The organism is Roseateles sp. So40a, assembly GCF_048081605.1.
In the GTDB taxonomy this organism is placed as follows: domain Bacteria; phylum Pseudomonadota; class Gammaproteobacteria; order Burkholderiales; family Burkholderiaceae_C; genus Roseateles.
Map to the genome: position 1 here is coordinate 3,801,651 of NZ_CP182288.1, position 25,364 is coordinate 3,827,014.

Annotated in this window: 25 protein-coding genes; 13 read left to right on the forward strand and 12 right to left on the reverse strand. The window is 69.0% G+C overall.

All coding sequences use genetic code 11. From position 1 onward, the window contains the following. Positions 1-147: 147 nt before the first annotated feature. From clsB to nudB, 3 genes are read right to left on the reverse strand one after another with little or no spacing between them, the layout of a single operon-like run. Positions 148-1,422, reverse strand: a complete 1,275-nt coding sequence (gene clsB / locus ACNI65_RS17330; RefSeq protein ID WP_416758241.1) for a cardiolipin synthase ClsB — start codon at positions 1,420-1,422, stop codon at positions 148-150. Beyond that, the gene (locus ACNI65_RS17335) at positions 1,419-2,249 is read right to left on the reverse strand and encodes an endonuclease/exonuclease/phosphatase family protein (RefSeq protein ID WP_416758242.1); all 831 of its coding nucleotides are present in this window, start codon (positions 2,247-2,249) and stop codon (positions 1,419-1,421) included. Before ACNI65_RS17335 ends, clsB begins: the two co-directional genes overlap by 4 nt. Beyond that, a complete protein-coding gene (gene nudB, locus ACNI65_RS17340) occupies positions 2,246-2,752 on the reverse strand; it encodes a dihydroneopterin triphosphate diphosphatase (protein ID WP_416758243.1) in 507 nt (168 codons plus the stop codon). The genes ACNI65_RS17335 and nudB overlap by 4 nt, the downstream gene beginning before the upstream one ends. A 301-nt stretch (positions 2,753-3,053) precedes the next feature. Here nudB and ACNI65_RS17345 point away from each other — a divergent pair, with 301 nt between their 5' ends. The 3 genes from ACNI65_RS17345 to ACNI65_RS17355 are packed head-to-tail and all read left to right on the forward strand — an operon-like array spanning position 3,054 to position 4,811. Continuing rightward, entirely contained in the window at positions 3,054-3,467 is a 414-nt protein-coding gene (locus tag ACNI65_RS17345; protein ID WP_416758244.1) for a hypothetical protein, read from the forward strand. Between the two features lie 2 nt (positions 3,468-3,469). After that, complete coding sequence (locus ACNI65_RS17350; protein ID WP_416758245.1) at positions 3,470-4,018, forward strand: cell division protein FtsI; 549 nt, start codon at positions 3,470-3,472, stop codon at positions 4,016-4,018. A 19-nt stretch (positions 4,019-4,037) separates the two neighbouring features. Further along, on the forward strand, positions 4,038-4,811 hold the full coding sequence (locus tag ACNI65_RS17355) for a flagellar basal body L-ring protein FlgH (protein ID WP_416758246.1): 774 nt from the start codon (positions 4,038-4,040) through the stop codon (positions 4,809-4,811). A 582-nt stretch (positions 4,812-5,393) separates the two neighbouring features. Here ACNI65_RS17355 and ACNI65_RS17360 read toward each other — a convergent pair. Next, on the reverse strand, positions 5,394-5,873 hold the full coding sequence (locus ACNI65_RS17360; protein ID WP_416758247.1) for a hypothetical protein: 480 nt from the start codon (positions 5,871-5,873) through the stop codon (positions 5,394-5,396). A 3-nt stretch (positions 5,874-5,876) separates the two neighbouring features. Here ACNI65_RS17360 and ACNI65_RS17365 point away from each other — a divergent pair, with 3 nt between their 5' ends. After that, entirely contained in the window at positions 5,877-10,199 is a 4,323-nt protein-coding gene (locus tag ACNI65_RS17365) for an Ig-like domain-containing protein (RefSeq protein ID WP_416758248.1), read from the forward strand. 33 nt (positions 10,200-10,232) lie between these two features. On the opposite strand, the gene ACNI65_RS17370 is transcribed toward ACNI65_RS17365, so the two are convergent. The 5 genes from ACNI65_RS17370 to ACNI65_RS17390 form a co-directional block, all read right to left on the reverse strand. Then, on the reverse strand, positions 10,233-11,855 hold the full coding sequence (locus tag ACNI65_RS17370) for a hypothetical protein (RefSeq protein ID WP_416758249.1): 1,623 nt from the start codon (positions 11,853-11,855) through the stop codon (positions 10,233-10,235). A 146-nt stretch (positions 11,856-12,001) separates the two neighbouring features. Beyond that, positions 12,002-13,792, reverse strand: coding sequence for an aspartate--tRNA ligase (gene aspS / locus ACNI65_RS17375; protein ID WP_416758250.1), 1,791 nt, complete (start codon positions 13,790-13,792; stop codon positions 12,002-12,004). 167 nt (positions 13,793-13,959) lie between these two features. Next, positions 13,960-14,634, reverse strand: coding sequence for a DUF502 domain-containing protein (locus ACNI65_RS17380; protein WP_416758251.1), 675 nt, complete (start codon positions 14,632-14,634; stop codon positions 13,960-13,962). A gap of 21 nt (positions 14,635-14,655) precedes the next feature. Further along, entirely contained in the window at positions 14,656-15,054 is a 399-nt protein-coding gene (locus ACNI65_RS17385) for an FmdB family zinc ribbon protein (RefSeq protein ID WP_416758253.1), read from the reverse strand. Positions 15,055-15,104: 50 nt separating this feature from the next. Then, positions 15,105-16,550: a sodium:solute symporter family protein gene (locus ACNI65_RS17390; protein ID WP_416758255.1), complete on the reverse strand. Its 1,446-nt coding sequence runs from the start codon at positions 16,548-16,550 to the stop codon at positions 15,105-15,107. 185 nt (positions 16,551-16,735) lie between these two features. Here ACNI65_RS17390 and ACNI65_RS17395 point away from each other — a divergent pair, with 185 nt between their 5' ends. From ACNI65_RS17395 to ACNI65_RS17435, 9 genes are all read left to right on the forward strand, one after another. Beyond that, the gene (locus ACNI65_RS17395; RefSeq protein WP_416758256.1) at positions 16,736-16,942 is read left to right on the forward strand and encodes a hypothetical protein; all 207 of its coding nucleotides are present in this window, start codon (positions 16,736-16,738) and stop codon (positions 16,940-16,942) included. Positions 16,943-17,027: 85 nt separating this feature from the next. After that, positions 17,028-17,222: a hypothetical protein gene (locus ACNI65_RS17400; protein ID WP_416758258.1), complete on the forward strand. Its 195-nt coding sequence runs from the start codon at positions 17,028-17,030 to the stop codon at positions 17,220-17,222. Positions 17,223-17,277: 55 nt separating this feature from the next. Then, entirely contained in the window at positions 17,278-17,814 is a 537-nt protein-coding gene (locus ACNI65_RS17405; RefSeq protein ID WP_416758259.1) for a hypothetical protein, read from the forward strand. A gap of 13 nt (positions 17,815-17,827) precedes the next feature. Continuing rightward, positions 17,828-18,172 (forward strand): hypothetical protein, encoded by a 345-nt coding sequence (locus ACNI65_RS17410; protein ID WP_416758260.1) that lies wholly within the window; start codon positions 17,828-17,830, stop codon positions 18,170-18,172. Next, positions 18,172-19,020 (forward strand): type III secretion system inner membrane ring lipoprotein SctJ, encoded by an 849-nt coding sequence (gene sctJ, locus ACNI65_RS17415; protein ID WP_416758261.1) that lies wholly within the window; start codon positions 18,172-18,174, stop codon positions 19,018-19,020. The genes ACNI65_RS17410 and sctJ overlap by 1 nt, the downstream gene beginning before the upstream one ends. Further along, complete coding sequence (locus ACNI65_RS17420) at positions 19,017-19,757, forward strand: hypothetical protein (RefSeq protein ID WP_416758263.1); 741 nt, start codon at positions 19,017-19,019, stop codon at positions 19,755-19,757. Before sctJ ends, ACNI65_RS17420 begins: the two co-directional genes overlap by 4 nt. Continuing rightward, a complete protein-coding gene (locus ACNI65_RS17425; RefSeq protein WP_416758264.1) occupies positions 19,754-20,416 on the forward strand; it encodes a GNAT family N-acetyltransferase in 663 nt (220 codons plus the stop codon). The genes ACNI65_RS17420 and ACNI65_RS17425 overlap by 4 nt, the downstream gene beginning before the upstream one ends. A gap of 14 nt (positions 20,417-20,430) precedes the next feature. After that, positions 20,431-21,267, forward strand: a complete 837-nt coding sequence (locus ACNI65_RS17430) for an EscT/YscT/HrcT family type III secretion system export apparatus protein (RefSeq protein ID WP_416758266.1) — start codon at positions 20,431-20,433, stop codon at positions 21,265-21,267. 27 nt (positions 21,268-21,294) lie between these two features. After that, positions 21,295-22,437: an EscU/YscU/HrcU family type III secretion system export apparatus switch protein gene (locus tag ACNI65_RS17435; protein WP_416758268.1), complete on the forward strand. Its 1,143-nt coding sequence runs from the start codon at positions 21,295-21,297 to the stop codon at positions 22,435-22,437. A gap of 46 nt (positions 22,438-22,483) precedes the next feature. Here ACNI65_RS17435 and ACNI65_RS17440 read toward each other — a convergent pair whose 3' ends face one another. From ACNI65_RS17440 to ACNI65_RS17450, 3 genes are read right to left on the reverse strand one after another with little or no spacing between them, the layout of a single operon-like run. Next, positions 22,484-22,987: a hypothetical protein gene (locus ACNI65_RS17440; protein ID WP_416758270.1), complete on the reverse strand. Its 504-nt coding sequence runs from the start codon at positions 22,985-22,987 to the stop codon at positions 22,484-22,486. A 16-nt stretch (positions 22,988-23,003) separates the two neighbouring features. Beyond that, positions 23,004-24,359 carry a FliI/YscN family ATPase gene (locus ACNI65_RS17445; protein ID WP_416758272.1) on the reverse strand — a complete coding sequence of 452 codons (1,356 nt, stop codon included), beginning with the start codon at positions 24,357-24,359 and terminating at the stop codon, positions 23,004-23,006. Further along, positions 24,353-25,360: an FHA domain-containing protein gene (locus tag ACNI65_RS17450; protein WP_416758273.1), complete on the reverse strand. Its 1,008-nt coding sequence runs from the start codon at positions 25,358-25,360 to the stop codon at positions 24,353-24,355. Before ACNI65_RS17450 ends, ACNI65_RS17445 begins: the two co-directional genes overlap by 7 nt. Positions 25,361-25,364 lie beyond the last annotated feature (4 nt).

The following is a 25,364-nucleotide window of genomic DNA, read 5'->3' on the forward strand; positions in this document are numbered from 1 at the left end:
GCGAGGGAGTATGCAGAGCACCCACCGATCGCCCTCTCCTGCGAAGCGGGAGAGGGAGGGGTGAGGGCTCTGTGAAGGGCACGGCGAACTGACAAGAGCCCTCACCCCAACCCCTCTCCCGCTCCGCGGGCGAGGGGCTTCAAGACTTCAATACCGCCCGGTCAACCCCGCCACGCGCAGATAGACATAAGCGACCCACGCCACCAGCGCCCGCCCGAGGAACCCACGCAGCCCCTGCGCATCCGGCCGTTCGACCTTGCGCGACTTCGACACCGCCGCGTCGAACTCCCGCGCGACGTCGCCCGCGAACGGCGCGTCACGCACCACGATGTTGGCCTCGAGGTTGAGCAGCAACGACAGCGGATCGATGTTGGAGCTGCCGATCGTGGCCCAGTCGTTGTCCACGACGCAGATCTTGGCGTGCAGGAACGCCGGCGTGTACTCGTAGATCTGCACGCCGTGCCCCAGCAGCTCGTCGTAGAGCGCATGAGCCGCCATCGCCGCGATCTTGTAGTCGACCTTGCCCTGCAGCAGCAGCCGCACCTGCACGCCGCGTTTGGCCGCGTCCTTCAACGCGCGCCGGAAGCGCTGCCCCGGATAGAAATACGGCGTGACCAGATCCACCCGCGCCGTCGCGCCGCGGATCGCCTCGACATACGCGCGCTCGATCGTCCGCCGCTGCCGCAGGTTGTCGCGCAGCACGAAGGCCGCGCGCACCGGCGCCAGCCGGCTCGGATCCCGCCGCCGATGCTCGCCCCGCGGCATCCGGATGCGCCGCATCAACCGCCTGGCCCGCCGCGCCGGTGAGGCGCTGCGGATCATCGCGCGCATCTCGTCGCCGAAGTCATGCCCCAGCCACGCGCGCGTCCACACCGCCCGCGCGGCCTGCTCGATCGCGCGCACCGCCGGCCCGCCGACGCTCACCGCGAAGTCCAGCCGCGGCGTCTCGGTGCGGCCATGGTGCAGGTCCACCCGGTCGTCGATCACATTGATGCCGCCGACGAAACCGATGCGCCCGTCCACCACGCACAGCTTCTGATGCAGCCGGCGCAACTGCCCGGGGTTCAGCCAGTTCCACCAGCGCCGGATCGGCCGGAACACCGCCAGCGCCACCGGCGCGCCCTCGAGCTGTCCCTGCAGCCACGCCAGGCTGCCCTTGCTGCCGAAGCCGTCGACGACCACGCGCACCCGCACGCCGCGCAGCGCCGCGCGCCGCAGCGCCGCGGCGGTCGCGGCGCCGGCCTCGTCGTCATGGAAGATGTAGGTCGCGAGCCAGACCTCGTGCTCCGCGCGGTCGATTGCCTCGATCTGCGCCGGGAACAGCGCGTCCCCGCCGCACAGCAGGCGCACGGCATTGCCGCCCGTGAAGCTGGGCTGCGACCCGAGGGTCCAGGGAAACAGCGATTCCGGCGGCCGTTTCAAGATTCCAGGACGAGTTCCGCCAGCAGCGGCAGGTGATCGGACATGCGCGCCCAGGTCGGACCGCGCGGCACCTTCATGTCCACGCAGCGCAGGCCGCGCGTGTAGATGCGATCGAGCGAGAACACCGGCACACGCGACGGGAAGGTCGGCAGCGAGCGCTTGGCCCCGGGCAGCATCGCGCGGCTCAGCCCGCCCAGCCGCATCGGATCGTCCAGCCGCTCGCCCCAGTCGTTGAAGTCGCCCGCGACGACCAGCGGCGCGTGCCGCGGCACGTGTTCCTCGATGAACGCCGACAGGCGCTGCACCTGGCGGAGGCGGCTGCCGTGGATCAGCCCCAGGTGCGCGACCACCGCGTGCACCTCCTGCCCCTGCCAGCGCACCGGCACATGCAGCAGCCCGCGCTGCTCGAAGCGGTGGTCCGAGACATCGTGATGGCCGACATCCCCGATCGGGTAACGCGACAGCAGCGCGTTGCCATGCTCGCCATGACGCGTGACCGCGTTGGTGCGGTAGGCCACCTCGTAGCCGTCCGGCGCGAGGAACTCCGCCTGGCCCTGCTCGGGCCAGCCGAACCAGGTGCGCTCGAACTGGCGCGCCTCGCGGTGATGGAACAGCCGCACCTCCTGCAGGAAGACGAGGTCCGCGTCCAGCGCCTGCACGCCCATGCCCAGGTTGTGGATCTCCAGCCGCTTGCCCAGGCCCATCCCGCGCACACCCTTGTGGATGTTGTAGGTCGCCACGCGCAACCGCCCCGCGCTCTGCGCGGGCGAGGTGTCGGTGGTCGCGGAATTGGCGATGGCCGCGTGACGGGGCGTCGGGCGGATCATGACAAGGTACCTCCGGCCAGGCGCGCGCGCTCGCGCTGCGCGGGCAGTTGCAGGATGGCCTCGGCGTTGGACGGCGAGAAGCACAGGTCCGCCGCCTCGCGCCATGGCAGCCAGCGATGGCGCAGGTGCTCGCGCGGCGCCAGCGTGACGGCGATGCCCGCGGGCACGGTCAGCCCGAAGACGTGCTCGGTGTTGCGCGTCACGCCCGGCGCGTAGCGATGACGCCAGACCGGGTAGATGTCGTAGACGTTGACCAGCGCCCAGTCCTGGAGCGCCTCCGGGGCCAGGTCTTGCACGCGGATGCCGGTTTCCTCCAGCACCTCGCGGCTGGCGGTGTCGGCGAGCGTCTCCGCGAGCGTGTCCTTGGAACCGGTCACGCACTGCCAGAAGCCGGGTTTGTCCGCGCGCTCCAGCATCAGCACGTCCAGGGCGGGCGTGTGGATCACGACCAGCACCGATTCGGGGATCTTGTAGTCGTGGACGGCGTCAGACACATCGCTCATAGCGGGCAAGCATACCCCGGCGACATGACGCAACCGGTCTGTGCCGGACCCGGCACACGGCTGACATGGGCAAGCCAACATCGGACAACTGACTGACAAGTTGGGGCGCATCGCGCCGTCTGACACGCGACCTGCCGCCGCCGGCAATGCTTGTTCACACACGCCGAACACGTCGGTCGGCAGATGTGCGGCAAGACATGTCGAACGCCAATGGAGCGCGGCGGCATCACCGGTCATGGAGGCATGCGGCGTGCCGGCCCTCGGAACAATGACCTCACCGCAACACCACCCCGGAGGGGTCATGACCACGGTCTCCAGCACCAACGGCACCGGCAACGCGCTGGTCGCCTCCCGCCAACTCGTCAGCCGCCCCAGCGGCAGTTATGAGATCAACGCCCGCGAGTACGGCACCGTCGCCGCCGGCGCCATCGGCCTGGCGCAAGCCGCCTATCAGGGCGGCGAGAACGCCGTCAGCACCGTCGTCCATTGGAGCGAGGAAGGCCTGCAGGCGCTCGAGGACGGCGCCAAGTCCGTCGGCCACGCGATCTCCACCGGCATGTCCGAGGTGAAGGAGCTCGCCACCGACCTCAAGGACGCCGTGGCCAGCGGCACCACCACGGTGCTCAAGGAAGCGGGCGACATCGGCAGCACCGTCGGTGGCTACCTCGCCGCCGGCGCGGTCGCCGGCAAGGCGCTGATCGACGAGATCCTCTGACCATGCGCGCCGCCGCCCTTCTCCTGGTCACGGCCGCCGCCTGGGCGCTGGGTGGCTGCACGCTGCTGAGCCCCATGCCTACCGTGGAACTCGTCAAGGCCACGGCCGGCATGGCGACGGTGGCGATGGGCCAGGGGCCCACGCACGCGACGCAGACGGTGTTCCACGACGCCGCGCTGCCTGAGCGCGTGTGCATCGAATACAACCGCTCGCTGGCCCTGCCCGAGTTCGTGCCGGCGCTGATCGCCGAGCTGCGCGAGCACGAGGTCCAGGCCCGCGTCTTCGAGCCCGGCGTGCGCCCCGGCGACGAGGCCTGCCCCGCCTGGGTCCGCTATCAGGGGCTGCAGCAGTGGGACAAGCCCCCGCTGTCGGACCAGATCCGGCCCTACCTCGCGCAGGCCACGCTGAGCCTGCACGACGCGGGCGGCCGGCTGATGGCCGCCAGCAGCTACCGCGCCGACGACGCCACGATGGGCCTGGGCCGCTGGGCCAGCACCCGCAACAAGCTCGCGCCTGTCGTGCGCGCGCTGCTCACCGGATTCGAGGGCTGAGGCCCCGGGAGGAGAACCCATGTCCAACACGCCCCGCACGTCACGCACGTCCATCGCGTCCACCACCCTGCGCCGCCTGCTGATCCAGGTGACCGCCCCCTCGCTCACCCTCCTCGGTGCGTTGATCGGCGCGCTGATCCTGGCCGCGGTGAGCGGCTGCGCCTCGCGCGAGCCGATGCTGGTGCAGGGCCCGGTGCAGGTGATGCCCGCGCCGGACGGTGCCTACGTCGAGCGCGTCAACAACGGCGCGATCTACCAGCCGGGCATGTCCGCCGCCTCGCTCTTCACCACCGAACGCCGCGCGCGCCAGGTGGGCGACTCGCTCAAGATTGCGATCAGCGAGTCGCTGAGCGCCACGCAGAAGAGCAAGACCGACACCAGCCGCGACAACAAGCTCGCGGTGAAGGGGCCCGGCGGTTCGAGCAACGTCGGCCTCATCGACCGCCTGCTCAAGGCCGACGCTACCGCCTCCGGCAGCGATTCGTACAAGGGCAGCGGCGACACCGAGGCCAGCGGCAGCCTGAGCGGCCAGATGGCGGTGTCCGTGATCAACGTCCTGCCCAACGGCCATCTGGTGGTGGCCGGCGAGCGCAGCATCGCGATGAATGGCGGGCTGCAGACGCTGCGCTTCTCCGGGGTGGTCAACCCGCAGGACATCCGCACCGGCAACCAGGTCGCATCCGCGGACGTCGTGAATGCCCGCATGGAGATCGCCGGCAAGGGCGAGGTGTCCGATGCCGCCCGGCGCAGCTGGCTGCAGCGCGTGCTGACGTCCAGCCTGGCGATCTGGTGAAAACCTTGATCGGTTCCATGCGGCATCGACGACGACCTGCATTCGCGCAGAGGTTGACCGACTCCAATTTGCTAGTTCGCGGCTAGTTCCCGTTGTTTTCGGTCATCGCTCGAACGGTTCGGAATTTGGAGACTGCGGGGATCGTCCCTCAACCGCTCACGTCTCATGCCGAACTCCCCCATCGACCCGCGCACCCCGGCCGCCGCTCCGGCCTCCTCGACCCACCCCACGACCTCCGCCGCGCCGCCCATCGACAGCCCGTCGGGACGGGCGCAGCTCCACGCCGCCGCGACCCGCGCCAAGGCGCTTCGTGACGAGGACGACGTGCTGCCCTCCCCGGCCGACGCCCACGAATCCGCCGCCCCCGCGGACCCCGCCGCTCCCACGACCGTCGACGCGGCTCCCGCGACGAGCGACTGCCCGAACTCGGCCGACACCTCCTCGGAGAACAACGTCGCAGCGAGCGAGGCCTGCGGCCACGACCCGTTGGCCGTCGCCGCGCCGCAGGCCTCGACCGATCGCCCCAGCGGATGGGTCTGGATGGGTGTCGGGCTGATGGCGGCCGGCGTCGCGGGCGCGGCCTCAGGTGGCCACGACCACGCACAGGGCGCCCCGAACCCACCGGTGCAACCGATCGAGCCTGTGCATCCGGTGGATCCTGGCCATCCCTCGGATCCCGGCCATCCCAATGATCCGGAGCATCCGGTTGATCCGGCTCACCCCGTTGATCCGGAGCATCCGGTTGATCCGGAACATCCTGTCGACCCGGAGCACCCCGTCGATCCGACGCACCCGGTCGATCCGGAGCATCCCGTTGATCCGGAGCATCCCGTTGATCCGGAGCACCCCGTTGATCCGGAGCACCCCGTTGATCCGGAACATCCCGTTGACCCGGAACATCCCGTCGACCCGGAACACCCCGTCGACCCGGAACACCCCGTCGACCCGGAACATCCCGTCGACCCGGAACATCCCGTCGACCCGGAACACCCCGTCGACCCGGAGCACCCCGTCGACCCGGAACACCCGGTCGATCCGGAGCATCCCGTCGATCCGGAACATCCAGTGGATCCCGAGCACCCCGTCGACCCGGAGATCCCACCGCCGCCTGCCCCGCTCACCGTCAAGCTGACCGACGACACCGGTCTGTCGAGTTCGGACCACCTCACCCGCGACGCGCGTCTGACCGTCGAGGGTCTGGCGCAGGGCGCCACCTGGGCGTTCAGCCTGGACGAAGGTCAGACCTGGCAAGACGGCGCCGGCACCTCGATCGACGCGGCCCTCTTCGCCCAGGACGGCCGCCACGCCGTGCAAGTCCGGCAGACCAACGCCAACGGGACCAGCGACCCGGCCACCTTCAGCTTCACGCTGGACACGCACGCCGACACGCTCGACCTGTCCTCCCAGCCGGGTCTGCAGACCCGCGTGGACGCCACCATCGACGACAACGCCTTCCTGACGGGGCTGGCCCTGACCGCCACGCAGGATGCGCTGACCACCGACAGCCTCCACGAATTGCGGCTGCAGCTGGGCGGTGACGGCCTTGATCGCGCGCAGGACCGGCTGCTGCTGGACACCTGGATCGAGCTGTCCACCGCGCGCGAGCGCGACGACATCAACCTCTGCGGCATCGAGGGCCTCTCGTACCGGTATGACCCCACGGCCGCCCAGCTCACGATCTGGCGCGCGGATGGCGAGCCGATGTCGGGCTCCGACGCCGCCGCGTTGACCAACGCGATCCGGCTGGGCAGTCCGCAGGCGCTGCCGGGCGACGGCACGCGCACCGTCACGCTGAGCATGCTCGACGCCGCCGGCAACGTGAGCGCCGCATCGACGGTGTCGATGACGGTGGACACGCGCCGGCCGGTGCTGGACTTCAACGGCACCAGCGCTGGCGTCGACGCCGCCACCTATAGCGCCAGCCTGGCCGCGCCGATCCTGCTGCTGTCGGGAACGTCCGGGCTGACCCACGCCAACCCGGACGCCAGTTTCCAGCAAGTGGATATCGACCTGGGCGGCACCGCCATCAGCCGCAACGACCAGTTCGGCATCGTCGAGAACGGCATCCTGACCGCCTTCGGCGCGGGTCAGTCCACGTTCTCGCTGGGAGGCACGGACTGGTCGGTCAGCCAGGCGGGTGGCCATTACACCCTCGCACGCACGGACGGATCGCTGGCGGATCTCGCGCAGACGCAGGCGCTGTTGAAGGCCCTGGGGATGCAGAACACCTCCGCCTCCGCGCCGGAGGGCCCCCGGACCTTTGCGATCCAGGTCACCGATCAGTTGGGAAGAACGGCATCCGCGACCTCGAGCATCTCGCTCGACAAGACCCCGCCGGTCGTCGACCTCGACGGCTCCACGCCTGGCCTGGATCACGCGATCACCGCGGTGGCGGGCGTGCCCACGAGCTTCCTCGTCGGCGCCAGGCATCAGACCCGGGTGGACGAGGCCAGCGGCATCCAGAAGCTGGTCTTCACGCTGAGCAGCAACGTCCCCGGTGCCATCGACGGCCACGACTTCGCTGCGGAGGAACGCTTCGGGCTCGCCGAGCCGGGGGATCCGTCGAACTTTGTCCGGATGTCCTCGATGGGCCGGCCCGACGATTACCTGATGCCCATGGGCTTCAAGGGCCTCATGTTCGCCGTCACCATCGAGGTGGATGCCAAGGGCACCACGACGCTGACCTATGACGCCAACATGCCGATGAGCGCGGACACCGTGCAGCAACTGATGGAGCGGCTGGCCTACTACTGCGCGGCCGGCTCGGTCCCGGGCGAACGGCAGGTGTCGATCTCCGCCGTCGATGTCGCCGGCAACGTCAGCACCGTGCTCGCCCACGCGACCATCGATGTGCGACCGGCGGGCACCCCCACCGTCTCGTTGTCCGCCGCGACCGACACCGGCCGGTTCGACGACGACGCGATCACCTCGGCCAACGGCGGCGCGAACGCGCCGCTGACGCTGGAAGGATTCGCCCGCGCAGGCGATACGGTCACCGTGTTCCGCGACGCCAACGGGGACGGGACATCGCAGGTCAACGAGGTCCTGGGCACCGCCACGGCGGATGCCCATGGACGCTGGACCTTCACGGTCGACCAGACGGCGCTCGCGGACGGCGTCCATCGCTTCGGCGCCGTCGCCAACGGTCTGACGTCAGGCATCACGGAGATCACCGTCGACACCACGCGCCCCGCCAGCGTGCTGTCGATCGGCGACACGGTGAGCGCGCGGCCGGTGTTGAGCGGCTCGACGGAAGCCGACATCGACGTCACGGTCGAGATCGACACCGACAACGACCTGACCAACGGCTACGAGGTGAGCTACGTCACCCGGACGGACGAGCTCGGCCATTGGCGCCTGGACACGGCCACCGCGCAGACCGCGCAAGGCACGCCGCATCGCTTCGAGTCAGGCGACACGGTCAACGTCCGCGTGTCCGCGACGGACCATGCCGGCAACACGACTACGCAGACCGCCACCGGCACCACCGCCAGCGCGCAGTACAGCATCTCGGATTCCCACGTGATCGAGGGCGAGGACGGCACGCGCGAGATGGTGTTCATGGTCACGCGCAGCGGAGACCTGAGCGAAGCGGGCAGCGTCCACTATGCGGTGGACCGCTCGGCCAGCTCGGCCGGTGACAACGCGGCGTCGTCGCCCTCGAACGCGGACTTCAGCGGTCCCACCGCCGGCACGCTCGACTTCGCGGCAGGCGAGACCAGCAAGCTGGTCCGCTTCACGGTCCAGGGGGACCATTACCGCGAGGTCAATGAGAAGGTCGCGGTCCGGCTGGATCAGGCCCAGGGCGGTCAGGTCGACGACGGCCTGGGCATCGGCAACATCAACGAGATCGACATCACGCGCCTGCAGGCCGCCTACGGCCTGCGCGACCTCAACCCCCGCAGCAACGACTTCGCCGTGCGCGTGCGGCGCTCGTCGGACAACGCGGAGCAGGACATCGGCTTCGACGCCAATGGCGAGCTCGACCGCAAGGCACTGCTGGACTTCGTTGGCCGGAACGCCACCGACAAGGGCTTCGTGTCGCGTTGGTACGACCAGTCCGGTCACGGCCGCGACATGACGCAGACGGATACGGGCAAGCAGGGCGTGATCGTGGACGGCGGCGCGGTCGTCACGCGCGCGGACGGGTCCGTCGGCATCAGCTTCAATGCCGGCCGCAATGGCACCAACAACGACTTCATGGAGGCCAACGGACCTGCTGCCACGGACTGGAAGAGCGTGGCGGTGTATGCGAAGGTGCAGTCGGAAGGCTCGGCGAGCGGGTCATTGTTCAACCTCGGCGAAGCCAACGTGGGCAGGCTGAGCAGTTGCTATCCGGAGTCCGGCCGGGGTTACGTCTTCGATGTGCAGACCTACGGTTCAACCGGACGTCTGCAACGTGCGCTGGACCCGGGTGTGACGCTGACAGGCCGAGCCAACGACGTCGTGTTCGAGGCGCACGCCGGCAACATCGATGCCGGCACAGCGGAGCTCAACTACACCGACGCCAAGCAGGCGATCTTCGAGAACGGCGTGCGCGTCACGTCCGACGGCACGCTGGATAGTCAGTTCTCCACCGTCTCGCAATGGAAACTCGCGTGGCACGGTGCCTACGGCTCGAGTGACAGCAATTACTACCAGCAAGCCATGTACAACGAGTTCCTCGTCTACCTGGCCAAGGACAACAGCATGCCGACGATCCAGTCGCTGCAGGGCACCGCCGGCAACGACGTGCTGACCTACTCCGGCGAGACCGGTCTGACCGGCATCGACGGACTGGCCGGTCAGGACATGCTGTATGTCTCCGGCGCCGTGGACCTGGACTTCGGCGCTTTCGCCAACGGCGTGAAGGGCATCGAGACCGTGTGGATGGACAACGGTGCAGCCAACACGCTGACCTTGACGTCAGCCACGCTGGCGGCGAACGTCAACGGGCCGCTCGTCGTGCAGATGGGTGCCGGCGACAAGGTGGTGCTCGACGGCAAGACCTTCTCCTACGACGAGGGCCACACGCAGACCCTGGTCATCGGCCAGAAGCTCAACGACGTCGTCGTCGCCACCTCGCGCAACGATGTGCTGATCGGCGGCGAGGGCTCCGACACCTTCCTGTGGCTGAATGGCCAGACCGGTCACGACACGGTCCTCGACTACAGCCAGGGGCAAGGCGACCGCATCGACCTGACCCAACTCCTGCGAGGGTTCACCGAAGGCAACGAGGCGCGCTTCATCCAGCGTTCCATCGACGCGGACGGGAACGTCGAGCTTCGGATCGATGCGCATGGCAACGGAGACTTCGCCCACGCCGAGATGACCATCACGCTGCTGGACGTGAAGGCCTCCGACGCCATCACGGTCGTGACCGCCACGGGTCATCAGTCGGTGCTCTGACCGCGCAGCGGCGGCAGGCGCCGCCGCTCGGTATCAGCTCAGGCGCGCCGCCAGCCGGCGCGCCAGCTGCAGGGCCTCGGCCAGCTCGTTGGAGCCAGCCGGCGCGGCCGGCGCCGCGACCAGGTGCTCCAGCGCTGTCACCAGCGACTGGGCCAGCGCGCGTTGCTCGGCCTGACCTGCACGCTGGGCGGCATCGTCCTGCGGCGCTCGCTCGGAAGCGTCGGCCTGGCCGGCGCCCGAGGGCAGCGCTCCCTGCACAGGCACCTGCGCGATCAGCCGCTGCAGCCACCCGGCCAAGCGCTCCGCGCGGCTGCGATCCGCGCGCGACCACACCGCCCCCGCCGGGCGCGTCAGCACGATCGCGCCGACCGCCGACCCGCCGACATCCCGCAGCGTCACCGACTGCGACGATCGATCGCCGCGCGCCGCCTCGGACGTCGCCGTGCCGCCCGCGTGCCATCGCAGGTCGAGGCCGCTCAGCGCCAGGGCCTCGATCAGCCGCGGGCGCGCCTGCTGCCACTGCGCCTCCACGTCGCCCATCGTGCCGACGGTGACCGCCGTGCGGCCCAGGGCCAGCAGCAGACCCTCGGCGCCATGTGGGTCCGTGTCGAAACGGGCCAATTGCTCCAGGCGAGCCGGCAGCTCGGTCTGACCCAGCGTGGCTTCCAGGCGCTGCCGCTGCTGCTGGTGGTACCAGCTCGGGCCGAGCTGTTCCTGCTCCGCCATCAGCTGGCCCAGCCGCGCATGCGCGGCGGCCTGCAAGGACCGCGACTGGATCGCCTCACCCAGCGCGAGCGCCTGCTGCGCGGGCGCGACCGCCTCGGCGCCGCGCCGCAGCTCGCTGATCAGCAACAAGGTCTGCGCCTGCAGCCAGCGATATCGGCAACGCCGGGCCAGGTCCTCGGCCTCGGCCGCCAGCGTCAGCGCGTGGTCCAGCGCGCCGCTGTCGCGCGCGCACCGGGCGTGGTGCCACATTGCCTCGGCTTCGTAATCGCGATGGCCGACCGCGCGTGCATCGGCACGCGCCTCGTCCAGGCGTGGCAGCGCGGCCTGCGGCCCTTGGGTCGCTCGCAGCGAGACCGCGCGGTTGAGCGCGATCTTGGACCGCATGTAGGGATCGTCACCCAGTTGCGGGTAATGCAGCTCGGCCTGGTCGAGCACCCGCCCGCCGCGCGCCCAGTCCCCCAGCGCGAAGCACAGATGCGCCAGGCCGATCCGCGCGAGACAGGCCCAGCGCGTCTCGTCATCGGCCAATTCCAGCGTCTGGCTCCAGGCGTTGCAGGCCTGGACATAGTCGCCGCGCTGGTAATGCATGCGGCCCAGCGCCTCGCTGAGCTCGGCGGCCTCTTCCAGCAGCCGGTGCTGCAGCGCGCGCGCCAATGCGCGTTCCAGCTCCGCCTGCAGCTCGGGCCCGCGGCCCCAGCGCTCCAGGATGAAGAACGCGCCCAGCAGCGCCTGGAAGGACGGTTCGGACTCGCGCGCGATCAGCCGCTGCAGCCTCGGCAGGGCCAACCCGGGCCGGCGCATCACCAGCCGTTCCCAGCGCGCCTGCGGCGTCAAGGCCGCCCGCGCGGTGGCGGCGGCACCGCGCCGCGCCCCACGCGCCCGTCCACTCCTGGCCTTGCCGTCGCCCTCGCCTCGCTCGCCGATCGCCATGTCCATCCCGTCTGAGATCACCCCTCCTGGGGGGAAGCCGGAAGCATAAACGCCCCGACGGATCACTCCTTCGGGGCGTTCATTCACGTCCGGTTCAGCCTCGGTTCAGCCCCGGTTCAGCGACCGAGGCGCGTGCCGGTCGCCGATCAGGCGGCCGCGCCCGGGTTGCGCAGGCGGATGTGCAGCTCGCGCAGCTGCTTCTCGTCGACGAACGACGGCGCGCCGGTCAGCAGGCACTGCGCGCGTTGCGTCTTCGGGAAGGCGATCACGTCGCGGATGGACTCGGCCTTGGTCATCAGCGTCACCAGGCGGTCCAGGCCGAAGGCCAGGCCACCGTGCGGCGGTGCGCCGTACTGCAGCGCGTCCAGCAGGAAGCCGAACTTCACGCGCTGCTCCTCGGGGCTGATGTTCAGCGCCTCGAAGACCTTGGCCTGCACGTCCGCGCGGTGGATACGCACCGAACCGCCGCCCAGTTCCCAGCCGTTGAGCACCATGTCGTAGGCCTTGGCCACGCACTTGCCCGGGTCGGTGACCATCAGGTCCTCATGACCGTCCTTGGGCGCGGTGAACGGGTGATGCACCGCGGCCCAGCGCTTGTTCTCCTCGTCTTCCTCGAACATCGGGAAGTCGACGACCCACAGCGGCGCCCACTTGTCCTCGAACAGGCCGCTGGTCTTGCCGAACTCGCTGTGACCGATCTTCAGGCGCAGGCCGCCGATCGCGTCGTTGACGATCTTGGCCTTGTCGGCGCCGAAGAAGATCAGGTCGCCGTCCTGCGCGCCGGTGCGCGACAGGATGTCGGCGACGGCCTTGTCGTGCAGGTTCTTCACGATCGGCGACTGCAGGCCCTCACGGCCCTTGGCCGTCTCGTTGACCTTGATCCAGGCCAGGCCCTTGGCACCGTAGATCTTCACGAACTCGGTGTAGCTGTCGATCTCGCCGCGGCTCATCGTCGCGCCGCCCGGCACGCGCAGCGCGACCACGCGGCCGCCCGGCGTCGTGGCCGGCGTCGAGAAGACCTTGAAGTCGACGTCACCCATCACGTCGGTCAGCTCGGTGAACTCGAGCTTGACGCGCAGGTCGGGCTTGTCCGAGCCGAAGCGGTGCATCGCCTCGGCGTACTTCATGACCGGGTAGTCGCCCAGCTCGACGTTCAGCGCCTTGCGGAAGACGTGGCGGATCATGCCCTCGAACATCGCGCGGATCTCTTCCTCGCCCAGGAACGAGGTCTCGATGTCGATCTGCGTGAACTCGGGCTGGCGGTCGGCGCGCAGGTCCTCGTCGCGGAAGCACTTCGTGATCTGGTAGTAGCGGTCGAAGCCCGCCACCATCAGCAGCTGCTTGAACAGCTGCGGCGACTGCGGCAGCGCGAAGAACATGCCGTCATGCACGCGCGAGGGGACCAGGTAGTCCCGCGCGCCTTCGGGCGTGCTCTTGGTCAGCATCGGGGTCTCGATGTCGACGAAGCCGTGCTCGTCCAGGAACTTGCGCGCTTCCATCGCCACGCGATAACGCAGCATCAGGTTGTTCTGCATGTACGGGCGGCGCAGGTCCAGCACGCGATGCGTCAGGCGCGTGGTCTCGGAGATGTTCTCGTCGTCCAGCGGGAAGGCCGGCGTCACCGACGGGTTCAGCACTTCCAGCTCATGGCACAGGACTTCGACCTTGCCGCTGGCGACGTTGCTGTTCTGCTTGTCGGCCGGGCGCGCGCGCACCTTGCCGACGACCTTGATGCAGAACTCGCTGCGCACGCTCTCGGCCACCTTGAACATCTCGGGGCGGTCGGGGTCGCAGACGACCTGCACCAGACCTTCGCGGTCGCGCAGCTCGATGAAGATGACGCCACCGTGGTCGCGGCTTCGATGGGCCCAGCCCATCAGGGTCACGGTCTGGTCCAGCAGCTTCTCGCTGACTTGGCCGGCATAGCAGGTACGCATGGGGTTCTCCGGAAATTTCAATGTTCGTTGCGGCGGCGGCCGGGCGTCGATGCGGATCGGGGCGCTCACGGCCGGCGCGGCCAGGGATTCAGCTGATCAGGGAATGGGCGTTGGCGGGGTCCCGCGGGACCCTCAGGACTGAGCGCTTGCCGGGGCGCTCAGCCCGGTCAATTTCGGGCGGACTCGCTCGCGAGGACGATCGCGGGATCCCCCTGGGGCGCGACCACCCCCATCGAGATGATGTATTTCAGCGCCTCGTCGACGCTCATCGCCAGAGGCCGCAATTGCGCCCGGGGCATCATCAGGAAGAAGCCCGAGGTCGGATTGGGGGTCGTGGGCACGTACAGCGAGACATGCTCCTCGGCGTCCGCGCCGCTGAGCGTGCCCAGTTGCTGGGCCACCTCGCCGGCGGGCTTGCCGGTGACGAAGGCGATCGTCCAGGAACCCTGATGCGGATACGGCACCAGCACGGCTTCGCGGAAGGCGTTGCCGCTGGAGGAGAACAGCGTGTCGGAGACCTGCTTGACCGAGCTGTAGATGCTCTTGACGATGGGGATCTTGTAGAGCAGCTTGTCCCACTGGCGCAGCCACCACTGGCCGAAGATGTTCGCCACGAACATCCCGGTGAGCATCAGCAGCGCGACCATGACGACCACCCCGAGGCCCGGGATGTCGTGCAGCTGCTTGAGCGAGGTCTGCGCCGACAGCGGCAGCACCGCGCCGACCGCCGACAGCAACCACACGAAGACGCCGTCGATCATGCCCAGCACCCACAGCAGCACCCACACGGTGATCGCCAGGGGCAGCCAGACCAGCAGGCCGGTGATGATGTACTTTCTCATGCCGTGGTCCGGGCCTCGACGTCAGTGGCAGGCGCAGCCGCCGCCACAGGACGTGCCCGTGGACGAGCTCGAACTGGCGCTCGAGTCGGAGGACGCGGAGGTCGCGGAGGAAGGGGCCGCCGGTGCCGCGGCGCCGGTGTCGCCACCGCTCACCGGACCGGTCGCGGGGGCCGAGGTGCCGGCCACGCTGGCCTCCTTGGCGTCGCCCGAGCCGCTGGCGCTGCCCGCGCCGCCCGAACCGCCGCGGAAGTCCGTCACGTACCAGCCCGAGCCCTTGAGCTGGAAACCGGCGGCGGTGACTTGCTTCGAGAAGCTCTCCGCGCCGCAGGCGGGGCAGACGGTCAGCGGGGCGTCGGACAGCTTCTGCAGCACGTCTTTGGCGTGGCCGCAGGCGCCGCAGCGGTAAGCGTAGATCGGCATGGCGAGGGGACTACCGGGTCAAAAACCCGAAATTATATAGAGGGACCCGATCAGGCCCCACCGGCGAGCCGGTGGTGCGATCCATGCGAATCACGGATCGCCTGCGGACCCAGCGAGCCGATCAGCATGCCCACGATGCCCGCCAGCAGCCCGGCGAGCTGTGCCGGGAAGCGTTCGCCGGCCGGGGTCAGCAGGAATAGCAGCCAGGTCAGCACGCCCAGCACGATCGCGAAGATCGCGCCTTGCGTGGTCGCGCGCTTCCAGTACAGGCCGAACACCAGCGGGACGAAGGCGCCGACCAGCGTGACCTGGTAGGCGCTGGACACCATCTCGTAGATCGACGTGCCCTGCAGCGCGATCGCGTAGGCGCACACGCACACCGAGAACAGCAGCACGGCGATGCGCATCGTGCGCAGTTCCTGCTTGTCGGAGACGCGCGGGAAGAATTGGCGCCAGATGTTCTCGACGAAGGTCACCGACGGCGCCAGCAGCGTGGCCGAGGCGGTGGACTTGAGCGCCGAGAGCAGCGCGCCGAAGAACACGACCTGCATCACGAAGGGCATCTTGTCGATCACCAGCGTCGGGATGACCTGCTGGGGATCCTCGGCGATCAGCTGCTTGGCCTCGGTGGGCATGATGATCAGCGCGCTGACCACGATGAACATCGGCACGAAGGCGAACAGGATGTAGCAGATGCCGCCGATGACCGGACCGCGCGTGGCCGCCTTCACATCCTTGGCCGACATCACCCGCTGGAACACGTCCTGCTGCGGGATCGAGCCCAGCATCATCGTGATGGCCGCGCCGAGGAAGAACACGATGTCGTGGAAGCTCGGCTCGGGCAGGAAGCGGAACATGTCCTGGCTGCTGGCCAGCGCGATGACCTTGTCGGCACCGCCGGCCATGTCCGCGGCGAACCACGCGATCAGCGACAGGCCGACCACCAGGATGATCATCTGGATGAAGTCCGTCACGGCCACGGACCACATGCCGCCGAACAGCGTGTAGGCCAGGATCGACGCGGTGCCGATCATCATGCCCACCGGGATGCTGATCGCGCCGCCCGACAGCAGCTTGAAGACGAGGCCCAGCGCCGTGACCTGCGCCGCCACCCAGCCCAGGTAGGACAGGATGATGATGAAGCTGCAGACCACCTCGACCACGCGGCCGTAGCGCTCGCGGTAATAGTCGCTGATCGTCAGCAACGTCATCTTGTAGAGCTTGGCCGCGAAGAACAGACCGACCAGGATCAGGCACGAACCCGCGCCGAAGGGGTCCTCGACGACGCCGTTCAGCCCCGACTGGACGAACTTGGCCGGAATGCCCAGCACGGTCTCGGAACCGAACCACGTGGCGAAGGTGGTCGTGATGATCATCACCAGCGGCAGGTGTCTGCCGGCGATGGCGAAGTCCGCCGTGTTCTTCACCCGCCTGGCGGCCCACAGGCCGATCGCGATGGTGACAAGCAGGTAGAGGATGACCAGGGTCAGGAGCATGGCAGCGGGCCTTGGGAATGCGGGGGACGCAGAAACGGGGGAGTCCGGGACACAAAAAAGCGCGCGGATTATCCCCGGAATGTCAAGGTTTGCCGCCGAGGGTCCTCCCGCCCCCGAGAACTCGCCCGGAACGCCCCCCTACTGATCGCTCCAGCGCGACAGCGCTTGTTTAAAAGGAGTCCACGATGATCGGTTCGATGATCCAAGGCATTGGCGGCATGGCCAACGGCGCGCTGAACAGCGCAGCTCAGGTCCAGAACCAGATGGCGAAGGCCGGAGCCACGATGCAGCAGATGCAGAACACCCAGGAACAGATGGAGAAGATGCGTCGCGAGAGCGACATCAAGGTCTTGAACGGCTACGTCGAGACGGTCGGCCAGATTCGCATCTGACGCCATCCATCCCACGCAGAGCCTCGGCCCGGTGCCGACCTCGGGCGCGGCTCCGCCCCCCTCACCAGATAGAAAAGGAAACCCCATGGGCGCTTCTTCCGCCACCGTTGAAAACGCATACCTGCGCGGTCGGATCGAACAGACCGATCGCTCGCAGGAACAGATGATGAAGATGCTGAATTTCCAGCAGAAATCCCACTTCATGAACACCTGCGCCAACCGGATGCTGGGCATGAGCGCCTGCCACATGCAGCAAAGCTACGCCCGCTTCGGCTACTGACCCCAACAACCACGGCCCGCGCGCGTCTCGCGCGGGCCGCTCCCCCCTTACTCCAATGATCGATCTCGCCCCCACCCCCACCTATATCCAGGAAAAGCGCGCATGCATTGCGGCCTTCATGGATGCATACCCCGACATTTTTGCGGCCCCCACTCAAGCCGTCTCCTGGAGCGGCTTCGTCGAACAGGCGACCCCTCCGGACGAGCGCGAGGAGCGCATCCTCGACCAGGCCACCGGACGCATCGTTCAGGCCATCCGCTCGGCGCAGGACCGCACCCCCTCCGACTTCGACATGAAATCCATGCTCGACCAGGCCAAGGACGAAGGTTTCGGTGAACTGCAGGCCGATCCCGGTGTGCTGGAGATCGCCGCCGGTGAGCACCTCGACGAGGACGTCGCCACCATGGCCCGCGCGATGACGCTCTACAAGGAAGCGGTCAAGATGGGCATGGCCGAAGGCGGTGAACTTCAGCAAACCATCGAATCGAGTTTCGGCGGGCTGCCCGCCGAGACGCCGTTCATGCGGGATCTGCTGTCGACTGCCAAGCAGATCGTGCTGATCGACCTCAGCCACGCGATGCGCGCGGCCTGACGGAGTCGGGACGATGGTCACCTCACTGTCCACGGCGCGCCGCGTCGACGCGATCCCCGACGCCGCGCCGGCCTCGGGCGGAACCCGCTTCGCCAGGGCGATGGAGGAAGTCGGTCGCATCGACCCGGGCTCGCTCATCAACGCGCGGCATCGCCAAGGCTCGGCCTGGGTGCCCAACCTCGCGCGCAACGAGAAGCAAGTGGACCGGATGCAGCGCGACGTGCAACGCAGCGGTCGGATCGACGGCCTGGTGAAGATCGCCATGCGCGTGCAGGAAGACGCTGCCCGAACCACGCTGTTCGCCCGCACCCTGTCCAAGGCGACCTCCACGATCAAAGAGATCGCGTCGGCGGCGTGATGAACGCCGCACGCATCCTGCCGGCCCTGGCCCTCTCGGCGCTGCTGCTGGCGGGATGCGGCGGTGCCGTCGACCTCTACAACGGCCTCAACGAGAAGGACGCCAACGAGATCACGGCAGAGCTCGATCGGCACGGAATGGAAGCCGAGAAGGTCGCTGCGGGCAAGCAGTTGTTCATCGTCCGCGTCCCGCAGGACCGCTTCGCGGCGTCCGTGGCGGTCCTGCAAGCCGCAGGACTGCCACGCAACGCCTTCAGCCGCATGGGGGACGTGTTCAAGAAGGACGGGATGATCTCCACCCCGACCGAGGAACGCGCCCGTTTCCTCGCGGCGCTGTCGCAGGAGTTGGAGAACACGCTGTCGCAGATCGACGGCGTGGTGCTGGCCCGGGTCCACCCCGTGCTCCCTGAACGCGTCGTGCCGGGTGAACCGGTGCTGCCCTCCTCCTGCTCCATCCTGATCAAGCATGTCCGCGGATGGAATGCGGCCGCCTATGAACCGATGATCCGCAAGCTGGTGCTGGCCGGCATCCCCGGCCTGGCCGGAGCGCCGGACAAGGTCGCGGTGATCTTCGTTCCGGCTGAAACCTTCGTGCAGGACGCTCGACGCCCTCCCGCGACATCCTCCGGCGCCTCGACCTCGCTGCCCTTGCTGAGCGGTGCGCTGGCGGTGTTCCTCGGGATAGGCGGCCCGGCCGGCTGGTGGCTGTGGCAAAGACGCCGCTCCCGGGATGCCGACGATCGGGGTCCCGGCGATGCCGAACCGGAAGCCAGGATGGAACCGGACCTCGACGACGATCCGCTGGGGCTTGACGCGGCCGAGGTGCACGCGGACGGAGCACCGCGATGACCGGCGCCCCGCGAGACCATGTCGTGCTGCTGCGTGACTGGGCGGAGCTCTGGTACGAGCCATGGCGACGGATGCACCCCGCCTGGATCGACCAGCGGAGCGCAGACCGGGACATCCCCGAGCCCTTCGGCGACGGCGAGGACCGGTCCGGCCGGAGCTGGCTCCGACGCTTCGCGGACTCGCGTCGCCCCGCGGTGGTGTCGCCGGCATTGCGTCTCGGATACCACTGGTTCTGCGGGAGATTCGGGATCGATGCCTCCGCGCCACTTCCGTTGGATCAATTGGACGGATTGCCTGACCACGTCCCGCTGGATGAAGCCGGGCTGGACCGCGCCGCCCTGGCGTTGGGTCGAATCGCCCACGTCAGCCATTGCATGGCGGCCGCGCCTCGTGGCCTCGCCCAACTGTTCTCCGCCGGAGGCGGCGCCGCCGATGAATGGCGGGATGCGCTGCGTGTGGCCAGGGCTCGTCCGCTGCACGGCGTCGGCACCGCGCCGCCGCGAGACGGTGACAGCACGGCCTTGCGGCGCTGGGCCCTGCCCGTGATGGGGCGCCTCATCGAGGACGTGCTCCCCGGCGCCTGGCCACGTCTGCGCCTGCGCTGCGATCCCGCGCTCGTCGGCACCACGATCCTTCCGCCCGCCACGCTCAACGCCGCCCCCGCCGTGCGCCGCCTCGTCTGGCGGATCTGGCGCACGAGCACGCCCCCGCCAAACCCCTTCGCTGCATCGCGATGACTCCGACTCACCCTCCCAGATCGACTTGCGACCCCACGGCGCCCCAGTGGCGGCCGGCCCGCACCTCCGACGCCGAACACCTCATCCGCATCTACAACGAGTCGGTGGCCGGCGGGGGTCATTCACCGACACTGACCGATGGCACCGTGCAGGAGATGCTCGCCATCCTCGCGCTGTCCCGGCAAAGAGGCTGGCCGGTCTGGGTCATGGCCGTTCCCGATCCCGACGGCACTGGGACGATCCCCGTGGGGTGGGCACATGTCCGACCCATCGTCTGGGCGCCGCAGGCCTGTCGCAGCGCGGGCGATCTCTGGCTGTATGTCGCGCGCGATTGGCATGGCACCGGCTTGGCCATGCGCATGTTGCACCGGGTCGGGCGCGAGTCTCTGCGCTTCGGATTCGACACGATCACCTGCTGGATCCTGGACAGCAACCGCCGCAGCCTGTCGCTGGCACGCGCATGTCGGCTGGATCGATGGGCCTTGATGCCCCAGGTGGTCGATTACGGCGGCCTGCGCTTCAACCTCGAGATCTGGGGGTGTCGTCTCGATGATCCGGTCTGGCGCGCGCACATGGAGCGCCTGGAACGACGCCAGCACGGTCTCGCGCGACTGCGCGACGCTCGCCGTGGCGCACCGCAGCCAGCCATCGTCGGGTGACCGGATCACCGGCCATGCCGACGTCCATTCCTCTGACCTGGCTGGCGCTCGTCCAGCTGATGACCTTGTCGATGGCTCGCGCCGCGGGCATGGTCGTCTTCCTCCCGTTCCTGGCTCGCCAGCAGGCCTCGGCTCTCGTGCGAGGCGCGGTGTGCCTGGCGCTGTCGCTGCCTGCGGCGGTGGCGTTGTGGCCGCGATTCGGCGCCGCTCCGCTGCCGCTTGAACTGATCCTTGCCTTGGGCATCAAGGAAGCGCTGCTCGGCGCGCTGCTGGGCATGCTCGTCGCCATTCCGTTCTGGGCCGTGCGCGGCATGGGCACCTTGATCGACAACCAGCGAGGTGCCAACGCCGCGCAAATGGCCAACCCCGCGCTCCAGGCCGACGCCACGCTGCTGGGCGAGCTGTCCGAGCGGGCCCTCGTCGCCTTGCTGATCGACCTCGGCCTGCTGCAGTCCACCTTCACGGTGCTCTCGGTCAGCCACGCGCGATGGCCCGCGCTCGAGCTGTTTCCCATCCTGGACCTGGCGCATCAGCACGCCTTGCTGCAGGCGCTGGCCGGCACCTTGACCCAGGCCTTGCTGCTCGCCGGCCCTGCCCTGCTGCTGCTCCTGATGATCGAACTTGGCCTGGCCATCACCAGCACGGCAGTGCAGGGCTTCGACGTGTACGCCTCGGCGATGGCGGTGAAGACGCTCAGCGCGTTGGCGATCGTCGTGGTCATCGCCGTGCCGATGTTCGACAAGGCGGTGGACGACGCGGTCGGCTGGTGGCGCGAAGGCGTCCTGGATGTGCTCGGCCTGCTGCCGGCGCCGACGTCGGCGCCGCCCGTTGCCGGCCCCTCGTCGCCCTGAACGGGGGGCTTCCAGTCCCGCATCGCGATGTCAGAGAAGAACCTGCCCCCGACCGAATCCCGTCTGCGCAAGTCCCGCGAGGACGGCCAGCTCGGTGTCAGCCAGGACTCGCTGAAGATCCTGAGGTTGCTGCTGATGGCTGAGCTGGCCTTCGCCGCGGAGCCGATCTGGCGCGGGGTCTTCAGCGGTCTGCTCGACACCGCCATGCGCCTGGTGGCACACCCGTTGGACTTCAGCCTTGCCAACAGCGGCAACTCGATGTTGCCCGTCCTCGTCATGATCCTGGTCATGGCGGTGTTGCCGGCCATCGTGGCCGTCATCGGCACGCTCGCCCAGACACGATTCAACATCGCGGTCGGCGCGCTCGCCAAGGGTGTCGACAAGCTCAATCCCGGCAACAACCTCAAGGGGCTGATCTCCGGCCAGAAGCTGATGATGGCGGTGATCGGCCCGGTGCGCGGCCTGGCGCTGCTGAGCGTGGCATGGCTGGAACTCGAGGAGCGGCTGCCCGAGGTGGCTCAGACCTTTCGCCTGGATCCGGCACATGGATGGACGCTCTCGCTGGCGCTGCTGCAGTCGATCGAGCGACGCTGCATCGTGGTGCTGGTGCTGCTGATCGTCACGGACATCCTCCTGCAGCGCTACCTGACCTACCGGCAGCTGCGCATGGACATCAGCGAGGTCCGCCGCGATTACAAGCAGAACGAGGGGGACCCCATGATCAAGGGCACTCGCAAGCAGATCGCCAAGGAAATCGTCATGTCCGACAGTCCGCCGCCCTCGCAACGTCCCAGTGCGGTCGTCGTGAATCCCGAGCACATCGCGGTCTCGCTGTACTACGACCCGGAGATCACCGATGTTCCCCTCGTGCTGGACAAGCGCAGCGACGAGGAAGCGCTTGCCTTGCGTCAGCAGGCGCGCGAGGCAGGCGTTCCCATCGTGCGCTACGTCGGACTGGCGCGCCACCTGATGGCGTCCGGCACCGTCGGCCAGGGCGTCCCCGACCACACGCTGCGCGCCGTGGCGCTGCTGCTGCGAGTGATCGAGAAGTACGAGGAGATGGCGCCCGACGTGCTCCATCCGCAGCCGGATCTGGAGGCGGACGAATCACGCGTGGCGCTCGCCAGCGTCGATGACGAACTCGGTGACCGCATGCTGGATCTGAGCTGATCGCGGATCCGCGCGCGGGCAGGCACCGCGGCGCCGCGCCCGCGCCTCAGGCCTCGTCGCGCAACTGCTCCTCGATCGACACGTACTTCTCCCGCCTGCGCGCCAGCGCTCGATGACGGTCCGACGCCTCGCCCAGTGCGAGATCCGCTGCCTCGCGCGCCTGCTCGCGCGCCTGCAGTTCGGCCCGGGCCACGGGGATCCGCTCCAGTTGCTTCTGGTCGGCGTGTCGCCAGCGATTCAAGGTCGGCGCGCCGCCCGATTCGGCCTGACACGCCGCCCGCAGCGCGTCTCGCTGCACCGACACGTCCTCGATGCACGCCTGCAACGCCTGCCTGGCCGCCACCACGTCCTGATGCGCCTGCTCGGCGGCGCGCTTGACGCGGGCCAGCTCGGCCTCGGCCAGCGCGGCGCGCCGCTGGGCCAGCGCGCCAATCCGGCGCACGGCCGGCAGGCGGGGATCAGGCGGCGGAGACGACTCGGGCTCATGCGGCCCACGGCGCGGCGCGGGCCGCTCGTCGCGGGGCTGCCCATTGGCGACGGCCTTCAACACGAGCTCACGTCGCGTCTCACGACGCCACCGTGGTCAGCTGGTTCAGCCGGCCAAGACTGTCCTCCCACGCCGCGGGCGTGCGCGTGTCCTGACGCAGGAAATCGATGACCCGCGGATAGTCGGCCACGATGCGATCGGTCTCCGCGTCGAGGCCGGGCCGGTACTCGCCCAGCCGCACCATCAGCTCCATGTCCCGGTACCCGGACAGCACCTGGCGGATCCGATTGGCGGCGCGCCCGTGCTCGCGCGGGACGATGTTGGACATCACCCGGCTGAGGCTCGCCAGCACATCGACGGCGGGGTACTGCCCCTGTTCGGCCAGCTTGCGCGACAACACGACGTGGCCGTCCAGCAAGGACACCGCTTCCTCGCTGATCGGGTCGGCGCGCAGCTCGCCCTCGAGCAGGACCGTGTAGAACGCGGTGATGGAGCCGCCCGCGGCATTGCCGGCGCGCTCGATCAGGCGCGGCAACAGCGCGTAGACCGAAGGCGGGAAACCCGCGCGAGCGGGCGCTTCGCCGGCGGACAGCCCGATCTCGCGTTGGGCCCGGGCCAATCGGGTGAGCGAGTCGATCATCAACAACACGTTCAGTCCTTGATCTCGCAGGCCTTCCGCGATGGCGGTCGCCGTGAAGGCGGCCCTCACCCGTTCGATCGACGTGCGGTCCGAAGTCGCGCACACCATGACCGTGCGGGACATCAGCTCGGCATCGAATTCGTGCTCGGTGAACTCGCGCACCTCCCGGCCGCGCTCGCCGATCAGACCGACGACGATCGCATCGGCGGGACTGCCGCGACCGATGGCGGCCATCAGCGTCGTCTTCCCGCAGCCCGGACCGGCGAACAGCCCCACGCGCTGGCCTTGCCCCACCGTGAGCATCATGTCCAGGCTGCGCACGCCCGTGGGGAATCGATCCTTGATGCGCCATCGCTCGACGGGCGGCGGCGCATCGGCGATCACCGGGCGCATCACCACGCCGTCGGTGCCCGGTGTCAACGCGGGGCCGCGGTCCAGCGGCAGCCCGAACCCATCGAGGATCCGGCCCAGCAGCGGCCGGCCGACGGCCACATGGTGCACGGTGCGCAAGGGTCGGATCACGCAGCCGCCCGAGATGCCTTCCAACGCCATCAGCGACGAGAGCAGCACGTTCGCCCCCGTGAAGCCGACGACCTCGCACCGCCAGAGCCGCTCGGGGGTCTCGGGGTGGAAGACCTCGCACAGCTCGCCGATGCTCGCGCCCGGCACCGTGCCTTCGATCAGCATGCCCAGCACGCGGTGCACGCGTCCTAGCGGGCGTGTCAAGGTGACGCCGGCCATGGCCGAGTGACTGCGCTGTCCGAGACGTTCCGCGAGGTCCTGCGGGTTCACCATGCCACCTGCACCTTTCGCGGTCCGTCAAAGACCAGAACGCCGCGCTGGATCGCCACGAGGCGCCACGGCCCGACCCGGTCGCCCGGATGAAGACGCCGTCCGTCGCTCAGGATGACGTGGCTGGAGAGCCCCATCAGCACCTCGGCAATGTCGAACGGCAGGACCACGTCGTCCTCGCCCGGTATCTGGACGACCAGGCCCTTGCCGATGGGCTCGGGGCTGTCGTCGGAAGCAGTGGGGGTCGACATCGGAGGCGGGACGGGTGACGACCCCGCGTCCGAGGCCGAATCCGAAATCGGGGTTGGGGTTGGAGTCGGCGCCGAGGCCGGACTCTCGGCGGGGGCCGTGGCGGCGGCGCCGTCGGAACGTTCCGTCCCCGAGGCCTGGCGCACGAGCGCCGCGACGCCCAGCATCGTGCTCAGCAGGCCGGCCGCCACGATGAGGCTGCCGATCACGCGCACCCGCCCGGCCGGCAGCGCCAGTCGCCGTCGCGGCGCGGCGTTCTTCCGCCCCGAGGCGCCTGTGCGCCGACGCCTCGCCGACGGCACCGTCTCCCCGGGCTTCACGGCCGCGGTTTCATCGGGCAAGGAGGGCTCGTCGCGTTCCTCCGCCTGCATGTCGCCGGACACCGTCGGTTCGGATGAGCGGGCCTGCGGGAGCGGCGGCGTCCAAGGCGCCCAAGGCGCGTCGTCCGGCTGCACCATGAGCCATGCCGGGCCGATCTGAAAGGGCTGACCTGGCAGCAGGGTGAGCGAGTCCCCCGATGCCAGCCGTCGGCCGTCCTGCAGGACCACGTCGTTGGCCAGGACCTCGAGGCGGATGTCGCCGTCCGCCCCGAGGGACAGACGTGACTGCGCTTGCGCGATGCCCTCGTCCAGGAGCAGCAGATCGGCCTCCTCGCCGGAGCCCACCAGCAAAGGCTCCTCCAGCGGCAAGGCCGCACCGGACTGCAGACCGGTGAGAACCCGCAGCTCGAGCGCGAGGGCCACTTCGGTCGCCATCACA

Coding starts and splice junctions, on each gene's coding strand:
- ACNI65_RS17335 (WP_416758242.1), bottom strand. CDS start 2,249: ATGATCCGCCCGACGCCCCGTCACGCGGCCATCGCCAATTCCGCGACC.
- nudB (WP_416758243.1), bottom strand. CDS start 2,752: ATGAGCGATGTGTCTGACGCCGTCCACGACTACAAGATCCCCGAATCG.
- ACNI65_RS17345 (WP_416758244.1), top strand. CDS start 3,054: ATGACCACGGTCTCCAGCACCAACGGCACCGGCAACGCGCTGGTCGCC.
- ACNI65_RS17350 (WP_416758245.1), top strand. CDS start 3,470: ATGCGCGCCGCCGCCCTTCTCCTGGTCACGGCCGCCGCCTGGGCGCTG.
- ACNI65_RS17355 (WP_416758246.1), top strand. CDS start 4,038: ATGTCCAACACGCCCCGCACGTCACGCACGTCCATCGCGTCCACCACC.
- ACNI65_RS17360 (WP_416758247.1), bottom strand. CDS start 5,873: ATGTTCCGGATCGACGGGATGCTCCGGATCGACCGGGTGTTCCGGGTC.
- ACNI65_RS17370 (WP_416758249.1), bottom strand. CDS start 11,855: ATGGCGATCGGCGAGCGAGGCGAGGGCGACGGCAAGGCCAGGAGTGGA.
- aspS (WP_416758250.1), bottom strand. CDS start 13,792: ATGCGTACCTGCTATGCCGGCCAAGTCAGCGAGAAGCTGCTGGACCAG.
- ACNI65_RS17380 (WP_416758251.1), bottom strand. CDS start 14,634: ATGAGAAAGTACATCATCACCGGCCTGCTGGTCTGGCTGCCCCTGGCG.
- ACNI65_RS17385 (WP_416758253.1), bottom strand. CDS start 15,054: ATGCCGATCTACGCTTACCGCTGCGGCGCCTGCGGCCACGCCAAAGAC.
- ACNI65_RS17390 (WP_416758255.1), bottom strand. CDS start 16,550: ATGCTCCTGACCCTGGTCATCCTCTACCTGCTTGTCACCATCGCGATC.
- ACNI65_RS17395 (WP_416758256.1), top strand. CDS start 16,736: ATGATCGGTTCGATGATCCAAGGCATTGGCGGCATGGCCAACGGCGCG.
- ACNI65_RS17400 (WP_416758258.1), top strand. CDS start 17,028: ATGGGCGCTTCTTCCGCCACCGTTGAAAACGCATACCTGCGCGGTCGG.
- ACNI65_RS17405 (WP_416758259.1), top strand. CDS start 17,278: ATGATCGATCTCGCCCCCACCCCCACCTATATCCAGGAAAAGCGCGCA.
- ACNI65_RS17410 (WP_416758260.1), top strand. CDS start 17,828: ATGGTCACCTCACTGTCCACGGCGCGCCGCGTCGACGCGATCCCCGAC.
- sctJ (WP_416758261.1), top strand. CDS start 18,172: ATGAACGCCGCACGCATCCTGCCGGCCCTGGCCCTCTCGGCGCTGCTG.
- ACNI65_RS17420 (WP_416758263.1), top strand. CDS start 19,017: ATGACCGGCGCCCCGCGAGACCATGTCGTGCTGCTGCGTGACTGGGCG.
- ACNI65_RS17425 (WP_416758264.1), top strand. CDS start 19,754: ATGACTCCGACTCACCCTCCCAGATCGACTTGCGACCCCACGGCGCCC.
- ACNI65_RS17430 (WP_416758266.1), top strand. CDS start 20,431: ATGCCGACGTCCATTCCTCTGACCTGGCTGGCGCTCGTCCAGCTGATG.
- ACNI65_RS17435 (WP_416758268.1), top strand. CDS start 21,295: ATGTCAGAGAAGAACCTGCCCCCGACCGAATCCCGTCTGCGCAAGTCC.
- ACNI65_RS17445 (WP_416758272.1), bottom strand. CDS start 24,359: ATGGTGAACCCGCAGGACCTCGCGGAACGTCTCGGACAGCGCAGTCAC.
- ACNI65_RS17450 (WP_416758273.1), bottom strand. CDS start 25,360: ATGGCGACCGAAGTGGCCCTCGCGCTCGAGCTGCGGGTTCTCACCGGT.